The 14120-nt window shown below is 71.1% G+C and carries 13 protein-coding genes and 1 other RNA gene; 7 read left to right on the forward strand and 7 right to left on the reverse strand.

Translation table 11 applies throughout. From position 1 onward, the window contains the following. The first annotated feature begins 49 nt into the window (after nt 1-49). On the forward strand, nt 50-478 hold the full coding sequence (locus JOM49_RS04420; RefSeq protein WP_209663079.1) for a PPOX class F420-dependent oxidoreductase: 429 nt from the start codon (nt 50-52) through the stop codon (nt 476-478). 517 nt (nt 479-995) lie between these two features. Here the strand turns inward: JOM49_RS04420 and JOM49_RS04425 are convergent. From JOM49_RS04425 to JOM49_RS04445, 5 genes are all read right to left on the reverse strand, one after another. Then, a complete protein-coding gene (locus JOM49_RS04425; protein ID WP_209663080.1) occupies nt 996-3053 on the reverse strand; it encodes a DNA polymerase III subunit gamma and tau in 2058 nt (685 codons plus the stop codon). 62 nt (nt 3054-3115) lie between these two features. After that, an RNA gene (gene ffs / locus JOM49_RS04430) (signal recognition particle sRNA small type) lies at nt 3116-3214 on the reverse strand. A 9-nt stretch (nt 3215-3223) separates the two neighbouring features. After that, nucleotides 3224-4762, reverse strand: a complete 1539-nt coding sequence (locus tag JOM49_RS04435; RefSeq protein WP_209663081.1) for an alkaline phosphatase D family protein — start codon at nt 4760-4762, stop codon at nt 3224-3226. Nucleotides 4763-4835: 73 nt separating this feature from the next. After that, nucleotides 4836-6284 (reverse strand): sensor histidine kinase, encoded by a 1449-nt coding sequence (locus JOM49_RS04440; protein WP_209663082.1) that lies wholly within the window; start codon nt 6282-6284, stop codon nt 4836-4838. Next, nucleotides 6262-6966 carry a response regulator transcription factor gene (locus JOM49_RS04445; RefSeq protein ID WP_209663083.1) on the reverse strand — a complete coding sequence of 235 codons (705 nt, stop codon included), beginning with the start codon at nt 6964-6966 and terminating at the stop codon, nt 6262-6264. The genes JOM49_RS04440 and JOM49_RS04445 overlap by 23 nt, the downstream gene beginning before the upstream one ends. A gap of 98 nt (nt 6967-7064) precedes the next feature. Between JOM49_RS04445 and JOM49_RS04450 the strand changes: the two genes are divergently transcribed. The 6 genes from JOM49_RS04450 (at nt 7065) to JOM49_RS04475 (ending at nt 12454) form a co-directional block, all read left to right on the forward strand. Next, nucleotides 7065-8213 (forward strand): sensor histidine kinase, encoded by a 1149-nt coding sequence (locus JOM49_RS04450; RefSeq protein WP_209663084.1) that lies wholly within the window; start codon nt 7065-7067, stop codon nt 8211-8213. Then, the gene (locus JOM49_RS04455) at nt 8210-8875 is read left to right on the forward strand and encodes a response regulator (RefSeq protein ID WP_209663085.1); all 666 of its coding nucleotides are present in this window, start codon (nt 8210-8212) and stop codon (nt 8873-8875) included. The genes JOM49_RS04450 and JOM49_RS04455 overlap by 4 nt, the downstream gene beginning before the upstream one ends. Nucleotides 8876-8962: 87 nt before the next feature. Next, nucleotides 8963-10372 (forward strand): DUF8832 domain-containing protein, encoded by a 1410-nt coding sequence (locus JOM49_RS04460; RefSeq protein WP_308158647.1) that lies wholly within the window; start codon nt 8963-8965, stop codon nt 10370-10372. Further along, nucleotides 10369-10776, forward strand: a complete 408-nt coding sequence (locus JOM49_RS04465) for a FixH family protein (protein WP_209663086.1) — start codon at nt 10369-10371, stop codon at nt 10774-10776. Before JOM49_RS04460 ends, JOM49_RS04465 begins: the two co-directional genes overlap by 4 nt. 11 nt (nt 10777-10787) lie before the next feature. Continuing rightward, nucleotides 10788-11918: a transient-receptor-potential channel family protein gene (locus JOM49_RS04470; RefSeq protein WP_209663087.1), complete on the forward strand. Its 1131-nt coding sequence runs from the start codon at nt 10788-10790 to the stop codon at nt 11916-11918. Continuing rightward, nucleotides 11918-12454: a hypothetical protein gene (locus JOM49_RS04475; protein ID WP_209663088.1), complete on the forward strand. Its 537-nt coding sequence runs from the start codon at nt 11918-11920 to the stop codon at nt 12452-12454. The genes JOM49_RS04470 and JOM49_RS04475 overlap by 1 nt, the downstream gene beginning before the upstream one ends. A gap of 114 nt (nt 12455-12568) precedes the next feature. Here the strand turns inward: JOM49_RS04475 and JOM49_RS04480 are convergent, their stop codons facing one another. Together JOM49_RS04480 and JOM49_RS04485 are read right to left on the reverse strand one after the other, a co-directional pair. Further along, complete coding sequence (locus JOM49_RS04480; RefSeq protein ID WP_209663089.1) at nt 12569-12820, reverse strand: DUF397 domain-containing protein; 252 nt, start codon at nt 12818-12820, stop codon at nt 12569-12571. 405 nt (nt 12821-13225) lie between these two features. Next, nucleotides 13226-14077, reverse strand: coding sequence for an SAM-dependent methyltransferase (locus tag JOM49_RS04485; protein ID WP_209663090.1), 852 nt, complete (start codon nt 14075-14077; stop codon nt 13226-13228). Nucleotides 14078-14120: the final 43 nt, after the last annotated feature.

The following is a 14120-nucleotide window of genomic DNA, read 5'->3' on the forward strand; positions in this document are numbered from 1 at the left end:
GGTTCCCAGGGTACCGGCCGGTGCCCGTCGGCTTCCTAACCTCGGTCGCATGAAGCTTCCCGAGAGCACGCACCGGCTGTTCGAGTCCACGCACCACGCCACCGTGGTCACCATCAACCCCGACGGCTCGCCCCAGGCTTCCCTGGTCTGGGCCGAACGCGACGGCGACGAAATCCTCATCGGCATGGAGGGCGGCCGCCCGAAGGCCCGCAACCTGCGGCGCGATCCGCGGGTCACCCTGCTCATCGAAGACCACGAACCGGACGAGGTGCGGGGGCTGCGCCAGTACCTCCTGCTGCACGGCACCGCCACCATCACCGGCCCCGACATCCCGGCCGAGTTCGACGCCCTCATGGACGCCCAGGCGCAGCGCTACCTGAACCTGCCGCAATACCCCTTCGAGAACCGGAGCTCCACCACCGCCGTCATCGCCCGGATCACCCCCACCCGAATCACCGGCAACGGCCCCTGGGCCTGAACGCTATGAATGGGGCATTACTTGCATTCACCGCAAGTAATGCCCCATTCACAGCACTCACAGCACTCACCCCACCAGCCCAGCATCCAGCCACCTGACCGCGGAACCTCGGCCGCCCCAACGCAACACTCAGCCACCTGAAACTGGGACCGGACTCCCTAAGTGTCGAACTCGGCCGCCCGAACGCGGAACTCGGCTTCCTGAACGTGGGATTCAGCTGCACGAGTGTGGGACTCGGCTTCCTGAACGTTGAACTCGGCTGCCTGAGTGTGGGGTTCGGGTGCTGGGGCGTGGGGATTGAGTGCGGGGAGGTGGGCTGGTTCGGCGGCGGCGTTCCGGGCGAGTCCCACACTCCCGCAGCCGAGTTCCACACTCAGGAAGCCGAACCCCACGTTCACGCACCCGAACCGCACGTTCAGGCAGCCGAGTTCCACGTTCGGGCAGCCGGACCTCACGTTCGGGTGGGCGAGTTCAACGCTCGGGGAGCTGCGTTCTGCACTCGCGCGTTCGGGCCGGGTTAGTCGAGGGGGCGGGCGCCTAGGTGTTCGGAGAGTAGGCGGTGCGCTTTTTCTTCCACCTCGTCCGCCTGGGGGACCGGGGGCGGCGGTGGCGGCGGGACCGAACCGTTGGGGGGCGGCGGGGTGGTCGCCGCTTCCAGGTATTCGTCTTCGTCCTCGGGCTCCGGCGGGAGGGGGATGTCGGGCTCGGAGGTGGCGACCTTCGGCTTCGGCGGCTCCGGCGGCGACTGTTGCTGCGGCTGCTGGGGCGCCGGCCTGCCCTCGGACGGGCGCCGGAACCGTTGCTGCGGGCGCTCTTCGGCCGCCTGCTGCGCGCTGTGCTGCGGCTGGGGCGCCTGCCGTTGCGGCTGCGCCGCTGCCGCCGCTGGGGGTTTGGCGTTGCCGTGCACGCAGGTGACCCGCCACTCGCCGCCGAGTACCTCGCGTAGGGCGCCGGCGATCTTGTCGGAGTTGTGCGGCTCGGCGAGGCGGCGCGCGAGGGGTTCGGCGGTGTGCGTGAGCACCACGGACGACCCGTCGACGCTCTGCACCCCGGCCTGCGTCAGCATCGCCTCGGTGCTGCGGCCGCCCGGGATCTTGCGGATGGCCGCCAGCAACTCCGGCCACACCCGCCGCACGGCCGCCGCGTCCAGACCCCCGGAAGCCGGTTCCGGCTCAGGCGCAGGCGGAACCACGGCAGGGGCAGGCGGCGCGGAGACAGCGGCAGCAGGCGCGACAACCGGAGCAGGAGGAGCCGCAACCGGAGCGGGCTCGGCGGCATCGGCGGAACGCTGCGAGGGCCGCTGGAAACGCTCGGACGCACCCGCAGACGCCACAGAAGCCACAGAAGCCGCAGAAGCTGAAGGAGCCACAGAAGCCGAAGGAGCCGGAGCCCCCTCAACAGCAGGAGCGGGAGCAACCGTGGCCCGCCGCTCCAGCCGTTCCAGCCGCTGCAGCAAAGCCGCCTCACCGTCAGCGGCCGAAGGCAACAGCATGCGAGCACACAGAAGCTCCAGCAACAACCGCGGAGCCGTGGCGCCCCGCATCTCCAGCAGCCCGTTGTGCACGATCTCCGCATACCGCGACAGCGTCGCGAGCCCGGCCCGTTCCGCCTGGGCGACCATGCGGTTCAGCTCGTCCTCCGGCGCGGAGACCAGACCACGGGTGGCCGCGTCCGGGACCGAGCGCAGGATGACCAGGTCACGCAGGCGGTCCAGCAGGTCCGTGGCGAAGCGGCGCGGGTCGTGCCCGGCTTCGGCCAGGCGCTCGACCGTGCCGAACACGGCCGTCGAGTCGTCCGCGGCCAGGCCCTCGACCATGTCGTCGATCAACGCCACGTCGGTGACCCCGAGCAGCGACACCGCGCGGTCGTAGGTCACGCCCTCCGGCCCGGCACCGGCGAGCAGCTGGTCCAGCACGGACTGCGTGTCCCGCGCGGACCCCCCACCGGCGCGGATGACCAGCGGGAACACCGCGGGCTCCACCGGCACGCCTTCAGCCTCGACGTTGCGCTCCAGCAGCTCCCGCATGGAGCTCGGCGGGATGAGCCGGAACGGGTAGTGGTGCGTCCGCGAGCGGATGGTGGTCAGCACCTTGTCCGGCTCGGTGGTGGCGAAGATGAAGATCAGGTGCTCTGGCGGCTCTTCGACGATCTTCAGCAGGGCGTTGAAGCCCTGCGTGGTGACCATGTGCGCCTCGTCGATGATGAACACGCGGTACCGCGACTCGGCCGGCGCGTAGAAGGCGCGGTCACGCAGTTCGCGGGCGTCCTCGACACCACCGTGGCTGGCCGCGTCGAGTTCGGTGACGTCGATGCTGCCGCTGCCCTCTGGCGCGAGCGCGCGGCACGAACTGCACTCGCCGCAGGGGTCGGGCGTGGGCCCCTGCTCGCAGTTCAGCGACCGGGCCATGATGCGCGCGCTGGAGGTCTTGCCGCAGCCGCGTGGCCCGGAGAACAGGTAGGCGTGGTTGATCCGCCCGGCCGCGAGCGCGGTGCGCAGGGGCTCGGTGACGTGCTCCTGACCCACCACCTCGGCGAAGGTCGCCGGGCGGTACTTGCGGTACAGCGCTAATGCCACGGCGGCAGCCTACCGGCAGCCACCGACACCACGGACGGGCCCGAGGGGGCAACGGTCCCCGGAGACGAAAGGGGACCCCCGCACCCGTCAGAGCCTGCTTATCCTTGCTGCCTTCCGGCCCTGGGGAGGTTCACAGGATGGACGCCGCGGGGGTCCGTCGACCAGTGTACCTATCGATCGCGCCGGTACTGGGCCGGGGAGGTCCGAGTGCCGCGGTCCTCGTGCGAACCGGCCTTGCCGCGGTCGACGTGGAACGTGGTCAGCGTGCTGACCGGCGAGTTCGGGTCACGCCGGTCGCCGATCACCCGCATGTGCGTGCTCCACCGCCGCGGCGTGACCTCGTAGACGTCGTAGCCGTACCGGTTGCCCTCGAAGTACTTCAGGTGCGGGTTCGCCCCGCCCATCACCGGGCCGTTCGCCGCGTTCCACTCCGGTGAGTAGGCGCCCGACGAGATCGAGTGCGCGGTGAACTCGGTGCCGATCACCGGCGCGTCGGGGTTGTCGAAATCGGGCCGGATGTCGTCCACGAAGGCGGAGTGCCAGTCACCGGTGATCACCACGAGGTCCGGCATCCCGGTGTCGTGCACGTGGGTGAGCACCTCGCGGCGTTCGGCGAGGAAGCCGTCCCACTGGTCGGTGAAGTAGTAGCCGCCGCCGGGCTTGGCGAGCTGGCTCAGCATGATCGAGTTCACCCAGCAGTGCCACGCGTCGCCGGCGTGGCTGATCCGGTCCTTGAGCCACGCCTTCTGCGTGCCGCCGAGGATGGTGCCGCCGGGCAGGTTCTGCGCCGACCGGTACTGCCGCAGGTCCAGGATCGACAGGTCGAGCAGGTCGCCCCACGACCGCTGCCGGTAGACCTGCGGTGTCGTCGGGTGGTCGGGGCGGACCGGCATGTGCTCGAACCACGACTGGTACCCGGCGTCGCGTCGCGCGCGCAGGCCCGGGGTAGTGCCGCTGTAGTCGTTGACGACCTCGTGGTCGTCCCAGGTGATGAACCAGGGGTGGGCGGCGTGCGCGGCCCGCAGCGACGGGTCGCTCTTGTACAGCGCGTGCCGCCTGCGGTAAGCGGGCAGCGTGGTCACCGCGGGGCCTTCGTGGTCGCGCACGTGGTCGCCGCCGACCTGGCCGTGCTCGTAGATGTAGTCGCCGAGGTGCACCACGAAATCGAGGTCCTCCTGGGCGATTCCGCGGTGGGCGGCGTAGAAGCCGTCGTGGAAGGCCTGGCAGTTCGCCGAGGCGAAGCGGACGCGCCGCACGTGACCGTCGGGCGCGGTGCGGGTCCGGCCGGTGCGGCTGGTCCTGCCCAGCGCGCGGAACCGGTAGTAGTACCGCCGCGCGGGCTCGAGCCCGGTGACCGCGATGTGCACGCTGTGCCCGAGTGCCGCGGTGGCGGGCGCGGTTCCGTGGGCGACCCGGCGGCGGAAGGCGGAGTCGGTCGCCACCACCCATTCGACCTCGACGGTGTCCGGCAGCGGCTGTTCCTCGGCGAGCGGCTGCGGCGCGAGCCTGGTCCAGAGCACCACGCTCTCCGGCAGTGGATCACCCGACGCGACGCCCACCGTGAACGGCGCTTCGTCCCAGCTGGCGCCGAGTGCGAAGGCGGCCTCCTCGGCTTGTGCGAGCGTGAGCCCGCCGCTCAGTGGCCAGGCCACGCCCAGTGCGCCCGCGGCGGCGGCCCCGCGCAGCAGATCCCGACGGTTCAGCGGCATTTCGGCTCCTCAGTTCGGCTCCCGACACCGAACCCGGCCTACCTGACGCGCACCCCACTCACAAGTGAATGCTTCATGGAGACGGGAGGACAACGGAGAACTCCGTGCGGCCCGGCTTGCTCCGCACCCACACCTTCCCGTGGTGCGCGGCCACCACGGCGGCCACGATGGCCAGCCCGAGCCCGGTGCCGCCCGCGGCCCGCGAACGCGAGGTGTCCCCGCGGGCGAACCGCTCGAACACCTCCGGCAGCACCTCCGGCGGGATGCCCGGCCCGTCGTCGGCCACCACGAGCCGCACCTGACCGTCCGCTGTGGACAGTGCGGTGCGGACGGTGGTGCCGGGCGGGGTGTGCGCGCGGGCGTTGCCCAGCAGGTTCAGCACCACCTGCTGCAACTGCCCGGCCTCGCCGACCACGCTGATCGGCTCGGGCGGCAGGTCCAGCAGCCAGCGGTGGTCCGGACCGGCCACGTGCGCGTCGGCCACGGCGTCGGCGACCAGGCCGGACAGCTCGACCGGGGCGTGCACCACGGGCCGTCCCTCGTCGAGGCGCGCGAGGAGCAGCAGTTCCTCGACGAGGTCGGTCATCCGGGTCGACTCCGATTCCACGCGGCCCATCGCGTAGACGAAGTCCGGGGGCAGTTCGGCGGTGCTGCGCCGGGTCAGCTCGGCGTACCCGCGGATCGAGGCGAGCGGGGTCCGCAGTTCGTGGCTGGCGTCGGCGACGAACCGCCGCACGCGGCTTTCGCTGCGCTGGCGGGCGGCCAGCGCAGCGGAGACGTGGTCGAGCATCCTATTCAGCGCGGCGCCGACCTTGCCCACCTCGGTCCGGATGTCAGTGTCCACTTCGGACACCCGCATCGGCAGCGCGGGCTCGCCCCGGTCCAGGGGCAGCTCGCTGACCTGCGCGGCGGTGGTCGCGACCCGGTCCAGCGGGCGCAGCGTGCGGCGCACGGTCAGCGCGGCGATGCCGCCCGCGAGCACCAGCCCGCAGAGCGCCACCCCGCCGAAGATCCAGCCGAGCCGCCACAGCGTGTCGTTCACCTCGGTCAGCGACAGCGCCCGGAAGACGATCTCGCCCTCGGGTCCCGAGGTCGCCTGCAGCCGGTATTCGCCGAGGTCGCCGATGGTCACGGTGACCGGCCTGCGCGGAGTCGTCAGCCCGACGAAGGTCTCGGCTTCGTTCTGGCCGAGGTCGGTGTACTCCCCGTTGACGAGGATTTTCGCTTCCCGCACCTGCCCGCGGTAGACCAGGCCGACCACGGTGCCGTCCGGCTGCCCGAGCGGCATCAGCTCGAAACGCACCCGCCGCCCCGGAGGAAGCGCCTCATCGGGCGGCGGCGGGCGGTTGTCCAGTGCGGTCAGCTGACTGTCCACGCGTTCCAGCAGGAAGTCCCGCAGGGCGAATTCGGTGACCACGCCGATCGCCAGGCAGACCAGCGAAAGCAGGGCCAGCACCTGGGCGATCAGCCGCCGTCGCAGCGACCACGGTCGCCGCAGTTCAGCTCGCAGGCTTGAGGACATAGCCCGCGCCCCGCATGGTGTGGATCATCGGCCGGCGGTCCGCGTCGATCTTCTTGCGCAGGTAGGAGATGTACAGCTCGACGATGTTGGCCTGGCCGCCGAAGTCGTAGCTCCACACCCGGTCGAGGATCTGCGCCTTGCTCAGCACGCGTTTCGGGTTGCGCATCAGGTAACGCAGCAGCTCGAACTCGGTGGCGGTCAGCGTGATCGGCGTGCCGTCGCGGTGGACCTCGCGGGTGTCCTCGTCCATGGTCAGGTCGCCGACGGTGAGCAGCGAGTCCGTCGCCGAGGTGACCACCCGCGCGCGGCGCAGCAGCGCGCGCAGCCGCAGGGTGACCTCCTCCAGGCTGAACGGCTTGGTCACGTAGTCGTCGCCACCGGCGGTGAGCCCGGCGATCCGGTCCTCGACGGCGTCCTTCGCGGTCAGGAACAACACCGGCAGGTGCTCGAACTCCGACCGCAGCCGCCGGATCACCTCCAGCCCGCTGAAGTCGGGCAGCATCACGTCGAGCACCACCGCGTCGGGGCGGAACTCGCGGGCCACGCGCACCGCCGACGTGCCGTCGCCCGCCGTGCGGATTTCCCAGCCCTCCATGCGCAAAGCCATGGACAACAGCTCCGCCAGCGGCGGCTCGTCGTCGACGACGAGCACGCGCACCGCGCGGCCAGGCATACCGGTCATGGGAGCAGTGTCAGCCACCCGCGTAGGCACCGCCTGTGGAACACCTGTGCGCCCCCTGTGAACCCCCGGAAGTGCGTGGATGTGCCAAGCTCGGGCGGGTGCGGGACATCACCGGGTCGCTGGCGCGCCAGGCGTGGTTGATCGCGGTCGTCTGCATGGTGTCCGACGTCAGCGTGGCGCTGTTGATCGGGCCGCCGCTGGACCACTGGCAGACGTGGCTCATCGGGCTCGGCACGATCGCCGCCGATCTCGCGCTCGCCGGGCCCGCGCGGCTCTCCGGCCTGGTCGCGCTGGGCCACGCCCTGCTGTACCCGCTCACACCCCTCCTGCTCAACGACCTGCCCGGCGCCGAGGCCTCCAACACCGCGGGCATGCTGATCGCCGGGTACCGCGCCGGGGCGTGGCTGACCACGCTGCCCGCGGTGGCGTCGCTGCTGGCGCTGATCGCCGGTTCGATGGCCGGTGAGCTGCTGGAGGCCAATCTCGCCGGGCGCGACTGGCGGCTGCTCAGCGCCATCCTGCTGGCCAACACCGTGCTCCCCTGGCTGGTCGGCCGCTACACCACCGAGCGCCGCGCGCAGATCGCCGAGCTGGAACGGCGGGAGGAGGCCGCGGTCCGGCGGGCCGTGGCCGAGGAACGCAGTTCGGTCGCCCGCGATCTGCACGACGTGATCTCCCACCACGTCAGCGCGATCGGCATGCACGCCGGCGCGGCCCGGCTCGGGCTGGCCGAAGCCGGTGAGACGCCGGTGCACCGGTCGCTGTCCGCGGTGGAGACGGCCAGCCGGGCAGCCATGGAGGACCTGCGGCGGATGCTCGACCTGCTGCACGGCGAGCACACCGCGGTCCGCCAGCCGGGTACCGGCAATCTGGACGAACTGCTGGAGCGCACCCGCGCCGCCGGGCTGCCCGCGCGGCTGCACACCCAGGGCGTGCCCGGCGAGCTGCCCGGTTCGGTGGACGTCGCGGTCTACCGGGTCGCGCAGGAGGGCCTGACCAACGCGTTGCGCCACGGCGCGGGCGGGCCGGTGGACGTGAAGTTGTGCTATCGAACCGAGGAGATCAGCTTGAGCGTGACCAACCCGATCAGGCCCGGCCCGGCGGCCAGGACCGGCGAGGGCACCCGGCGTGGCCTCGCGGGCTTGCGCCAGCGGGTCGCGTTGTTCGGCGGGGAGTTCTCCAGCGGGCCGACCGACGACGGCCGGAGCTGGCGGATTTCGGCGACCTTCCCGGTGGACGGCGCATGAACACGCGGGTGCTGCTCGCCGACGACCACGCGATGTTCCGCTCCGGCATGCGAGCGGTCCTGGACACCCAGCCGGACCTCGAGTGCGTCGGCGAGGCGTCCGACGGCCGGGCGGCGGTCGCCGAGGTGGCCCGCCTGCGGCCCGATGTCGCCGTGCTCGACGTGCGCATGCCGAAACTGGACGGCCTCGCCGCCACCGAAGCCATCCTGACCACGCCCGGCTGCGCGACGAAGGTGCTCGTGCTGACCACCTACGACCACGACGACTACGTCTACCGCGCGCTGCGCGCCGGGGCGAGCGGCTTCTTGCTGAAGAACCTGCCGCCCGAGGAACTGGTGTCGGCCATGCGCGTGGTCGCCCGCGGTGACGCGCTGATTGATCCGTCGGTCACGCGGCGCCTGGTCTCCCGGTTCACCACCAGCATCGAGCCGCCGGCCGGACCCGCCGAGCTGGACCGGCTCACCTCGCGTGAACGCGAAGTCCTGCTGCTCATCGCTGACGCCCGCAGCAACGCCGAAATCGCCGAGGAACTGCATGTCGGGGACGAAACGGTGAAAACGCACGTGTCCCGCATCCTGTCGAAGCTCGGCCTGCGTGACCGCGTGCACGCGGTGGTCTACGCCTATCAGCACGGCCTGGTCAGGGCGGCTCCCCGGGACTGACCCCGGGGGTCGTCCCCCGTGCAGGGGACACGGGAATCCCCCTCCGCTGTGACGCGCCGCACCACCGGACTGCCTAACTTGAGGCAGGTGAGGGTCAAGGGGTGGAGCGCGTCGGCCGTGCTGCTGGTTCTGCTCGGCCTGGTGCTGGGCGGGGGCCCGGCGGCAGCCGACGGCGGGCCGATCGGTACCGACGTGCACGTGGCGCAGACTTTGGGCGAGCGCGAGCTGACCGTGGTGCTCCGGCGGGTGACCGAAGTGCCGGGACCGCTGAGCGTGGACGTCATCACGCACGCGGGAACGGCGCCCGGCACGCTGCAGTTGAGCGCGCTTTCGGCGGGACGCGCGGTCGCGAGCACACAGGTGGTCCTGGGCGCGACCCCGGGCACGTACAGCGGGACGCTCAACGTCGACCATGCGGGCCCGTGGGAACTGGCGGTCGGCGATGGCACGCAGGTGGCGCGCATCCCGTTCGTGGTTCCCGCGCAGGTCCCCGCGCCCTGGGAGAAGGCGGCGTACGGCGGTTTCGTTGCGGCGGGCGCCTTGCTGCTGGTGGCATTGTTCGCCGCGGCGCGCGCCAGGAAGTCCTGGCACGCGGTGGTTCCGGCGACCGGGGTGGTCGCCGCGCTGGCGGTCGCGGTCTCGGCGGCGCTGTTGTCGTCGACCATCCCGCCGCCCGCGCGCGATGTGCTCGACCCGACCATCGAATCGGCGAACGACCCGTACGCGCTGCCGCCGTCCACAATGGACACTAGTCGGCCGCCGCTGAACCTCGCGGTGTCCGGCACGCCCGCCGGGTTCACCCTGCGGCTGACCGACGGCGCCACCGGCCGTCCCGCCGACGACCTGGTGGTGCACCACAACGCGCTGGTGCACCTGGTGGTGATCGGGCCGTCCGGGCGTTTGTGGCACCTGCACCCGGTGCGCACGGCGCCCGGCACCTACACCGCCCGGCTCGACGCCACCGAAGGCGGCCGGTACGCGCTGTCCGCCGAAGTCGCCCGGCGCGGCGGCGGCACCCAGCTACTTCGGTCCACTTTGGACGTCGAGGGCCCGGCTCCCGCCTCGACTCCCCAGCCGCCCGGGTTCGGCACGCAGGACGTCGGCGGTGTCCCGGTGACGCTGAGCGCGGGCGAAGTCAACGCGAACGCCGCCACCACGATGACCGCGAAGTTCGGCGACACCGGCACGCTCCAGCCGTGGCTGGGCATGACCGGGCACCTGATGGTGGTCGGGCCACTGCCCGACGGGACCGCGGTCGGCACGGCCGCCGCGACCGCGCCGACCTGGGCCCACGTGCACTCGATGACCGGCCTGCCGCGGATGTCCGGCCGGTCGGGGCAGCCGGACGAGACGGTCGCCGCCTACGGCCCCGAGGTCCGGTTCACCTACACCTTCCCGGCGCCCGGCCGGTACCGCCTGTGGTTCCAGGGCATGCGGGACTTCGCCGTGCTGACCGCGCCCATCCAACTCGAGGTGCCCGAAGGGGACCGCCCGTGAAGAAGCCGACCGCGCTGGCGATCGCCGGACTCGCCGTGCTCGCCGTGGTGGCCTGGTTGCTGTGGCCGTCCAGTTCGGACGGTGCGACCAGCCTGCACGCCGCCGGGGCCCGCAACACGGTGAACCTGCAGGTCAACGAGCCCAAGACCGGATTGAACGCGTTCGACCTGGAGGTCACCGATCCGTTCGGGCACCCGGTCGAAGGGCTGGAAGTGACGCTCGAACCGGTGATGGCGCAGATGGGCCACGCACTGGAGCCGGTGCCCGCGCAGGAGCGGGTCCCCGGCCGGTACCACGCCGCGGAGGCCCTGCTGCCGATGTCCGGGCAGTGGGAGATCACCGTCCGGCTGCGTGCGGACAGCGGCACCGAAGAACTCGTCTTCCCACTGCTCGTGGGGAACTAAGGGAGGAAACGATGGATCTCACGGTCCCGCCCACCGGTTCGGTGGCGGCCACCAGGAGCGCGTCGAGGGCCTGGTTACCGGCCTCCGGCCTGCTCGCCGGCACGCTGGTCACGCTGGTCGGGCTGACCTGGGACGTGGAGTGGCACGACGACGTCGGCCCGGACACCTTCTTCACCCTGCCGCACCTGTTCCTCTACACCGGCAGCGCGATCGCCGGGCTGATCAGCCTGGTGGTGGTGCTGTCCACCACCGCGGCCCAGCGCGCCGGACGGCCGGTGGACGAGGTGGTCGGCGGCAAGGCGGTCGGCGTGTTCGGCCGGACCTTCGCCGCGCCGGTCGGTTACCTCATCGCGGGCACCGGCGGCGCGTTGTTCCTGCTGTACGGCCTGTGGGACCTGTGGTGGCACAGCCTCTACGGCTTCGACGCGGTGATCGACTCGCCACCGCACATCGGGCTGCTGCTGTCGGTGATGGTCACCATGGTCGGCACGGTGATGGTGTTCGCCGCCGCCCGCGACCACCGCTGGGGCGTGTTCGGCACGCTGGCGAGCATCGCGGTGCTGCTGTCGTTCAGTTCGGTCACCGTGCTCGGACTGTCCGCGGTGGACACCGAAATCAGCCCGGTCACCATCGGCATGACCTTCCTGTCGGTGCTGCTCGTGGTGCTGGGCCGCGGCTTCTTCGGCAGGCCCGGCGGCGCACTCGGCGCGGCCGTGCTGCTGAGCGCCTGGCAGGCGTTCTCCTGGTGGTTCTCGCCGTGGGCCGCGCACGCCTACGCCTCGGCGGTCGGCCTGCCGCTGCGGGACAACGTGGACGATGTGGCTTCGATGCCGTCGCTGATGCCGGCGTGCCTGATCGGCGCGGCCCTGCTGGCGGAACTGGTGCTCTGGGTGAGCGGCCGGAACGGCTCGGCACCGCGCTGGGCGGGTGCGCTCTCGGGTGCCGTCGCCGGGTTCGTGATCGCGGGCGCGCAGCCGTTCCAGGACACCTGGCTGTACGACGTCCGCCTGGCCGGTGCCGGCGAAATCCTGGCCACCGCCGGAGTGGGGGCCGTGTTCGGCCTGCTCGGCGGCTTTCTCGGCTGGCGCTTCGGCGGAATGCTGCGGCTGCTGGCCCCTCGACGCGACAAGGAGACGGTGTGATGCGCAAGTTCCGCGACGGCGCGGCCGCGCTGCTGGCGACGATCGGCCTGCTGGCCGCCTCGGCACCGCCGGCCTCGGCCTACGAACCGGTGAACATCGTGCACACCGAACGGGTGCAGGCCGGGCCGTACGGGCTGACCGTCGGCTTCAGCACCTGGCCGCTGAAGGCCATGCAGTCACTGGACTTCACCTTCATCCCGGACGGCGGCATCGCGGACAAGTCCGGCACCTTCGCCACCACCAACCCGGAGACCGGCCGCCAGGGCCGGCCCAACCCGCTGACCAGGCACCCGCGCAAGCTGGACGTGTGGGGCCTGGACATCAGGGCGCTGGACAGCCAGGGCGACTGGAAGTTCCGGTTCGTCATCGACGGCCCGGCCGGGCGCGGCGAGGGCGAACTGAGCAAGCTCCCGGTGCTCGAACAGCCGGGGCCGCCGATGGCGCTGAGCTGGTCGATCAGCGTGTTGCCGCTGGCCGGGCTCATCGGCTTCCTGGTCGTCGCCTGGCGCCGGACCCGCACTCGCGTCGCGGGCTGATCCACACCGCCGGGAGAGCTTTTTCCACGGGTCGGTGAAAATTCTCTGACCAGATCTGTGAATTAGCGCACTCTCTTCCACGGGCTGAGAATGCGCGGCTCTCCCGGCGGGATTTCAGTGCAGATCGAACTGACCTGCCTTCACCGCGGTCACGAAGGCGTTCCATTCGCCGGCGTCGAAAACGAACACCGGACTCTCCACCAGCTTGGTGTCACGCACCCCGACCAGGCCGGGCACGCCCAGGTTGACCTCCACGCAGTTGCCGCCGTTGGGCTCACTGGCGAAGGACTTCTCCCAGGCAGAGGCCTCGAACCGCGCCGCGGCCGTGCCCGGGTCGTAATCGGTGACCCGGGGATAATCCGCCATCTGACCTACCTCCATGCATGTCTCAGGGTCCCACCACTCCCGGCCCAGGTGGGGCTGCTACTGGCAACCCTCCGTGAGAAATCCGCCCTGCGGGTGGGGCCACCCGGGTGATCACCCGTCGATCGCTCGACAGCAAGATTAATCTAGGAGTAGGATTATTCCTAGCGGGATGGGGGGCACGGTCAGGATATCGCCGCACCACGGAGACAGCCGCGAGACATCGGCTCCACTCCGGCGAGCACGGCGAAGCGGACCGGCCACGGGATCCTCACCGGGGAGGACACAGGGGTGGACAGGCTTTCGGATCGAACCGACAACATCGACAACATCCGCGCCGGGAACGGGAGGAGCTGAACCATGACCGTGCGACTGCTGGCACCGACCGAGTGCCACGAAGAGCCGGACTCAGCCCTTCCTGGCGACCCCGCCGAGCATGAAGGACGCTGGCGGATTATGCGCGACCTCGGCGGTAGCCTCGGATTCCGCCTCGTCAAGACGCCACTGCGGAAGCCAGACCACCCCCGGGTCCACCAGCGCGAAGTCACCGAACAACGCGGTGAACTCGGCCCGCGAGCGCAGGGTGACGGGGGTGCTGGACTGCTTGTACTGCTCGTGGACGGACTCGAGCTGAACCAGATGCTCGGGCGGCACTCCGTCGGTCGTGCCGTGTGACATGATCAACAGCGAGCCCGGCGGCAGTAGCGCGCGATAACGCTCGACCGCCGCTTCGCCGCCGTCTTCCGGCGAGACGAAGTGCAGCACCGCCACCATCAGCAGGCCGATCGGCTTGGCCGGGTCGAGCACCCCGGTCTCGAAGGCCTCGGTCCACACGCGCTCGACGTCACGCATGTCGGCGTTGAGCACGGCGTGTCTGCTGGCATCGCCGTTCTCCTCCAGCAGGATCCGGCTGTGCGCCACCGCGACGGGCTCGTTGTCCACGTAGACGCAGCGGCTGTCCGGGTCGAGCCGGTCGGCGACCTGGTGCACGTTCCCCACGGTCGGCACGCCGGACCCGAGGTCGAGGAACTGCGTGACACCGTGGCGGACCGCGTAGGTCACCGCGCGGCCGAGGAATTCGCGGTTCACGTGCGCGTTGAGCTTCCCGTGCGGCACGGCTTTGAGCGCCTTCTCGCCGAATTCGCGGTCGATGGCCCAGTTCGCGTCACCGCCGAGGAACCAGTCGTAGATGCGGGCCGCGTTCGGCCGCTCGAGGTCGATGCCCTGCGGGGCGAAGGCCGGCTCGTCGTTTTCGGTCATGGCGCGACTACCCCCTGTGGTGCGATCACCCGGCCCAGCATAC

The sequence above is a fragment of the Amycolatopsis magusensis genome (assembly GCF_017875555.1).
Taxonomy (GTDB): Bacteria; Actinomycetota; Actinomycetes; order Mycobacteriales; family Pseudonocardiaceae; genus Amycolatopsis; species Amycolatopsis magusensis.

Bases quoted from the DNA above. Each gene is read 5' to 3' on its own strand.
- JOM49_RS04470 (WP_209663087.1), top strand. From the start codon at position 10,788: ATGGATCTCACGGTCCCGCCCACCGGTTCGGTGGCGGCCACCAGGAGC.
- JOM49_RS04435 (WP_209663081.1), bottom strand. From the start codon at position 4,762: ATGCCGCTGAACCGTCGGGATCTGCTGCGCGGGGCCGCCGCCGCGGGC.
- JOM49_RS04475 (WP_209663088.1), top strand. From the start codon at position 11,918: ATGCGCAAGTTCCGCGACGGCGCGGCCGCGCTGCTGGCGACGATCGGC.
- JOM49_RS04480 (WP_209663089.1), bottom strand. From the start codon at position 12,820: ATGGCGGATTATCCCCGGGTCACCGATTACGACCCGGGCACGGCCGCG.
- JOM49_RS04485 (WP_209663090.1), bottom strand. From the start codon at position 14,077: ATGACCGAAAACGACGAGCCGGCCTTCGCCCCGCAGGGCATCGACCTC.
- JOM49_RS04455 (WP_209663085.1), top strand. From the start codon at position 8,210: ATGAACACGCGGGTGCTGCTCGCCGACGACCACGCGATGTTCCGCTCC.
- JOM49_RS04420 (WP_209663079.1), top strand. From the start codon at position 50: ATGAAGCTTCCCGAGAGCACGCACCGGCTGTTCGAGTCCACGCACCAC.
- JOM49_RS04445 (WP_209663083.1), bottom strand. From the start codon at position 6,966: ATGACCGGTATGCCTGGCCGCGCGGTGCGCGTGCTCGTCGTCGACGAC.
- JOM49_RS04440 (WP_209663082.1), bottom strand. From the start codon at position 6,284: ATGTCCTCAAGCCTGCGAGCTGAACTGCGGCGACCGTGGTCGCTGCGA.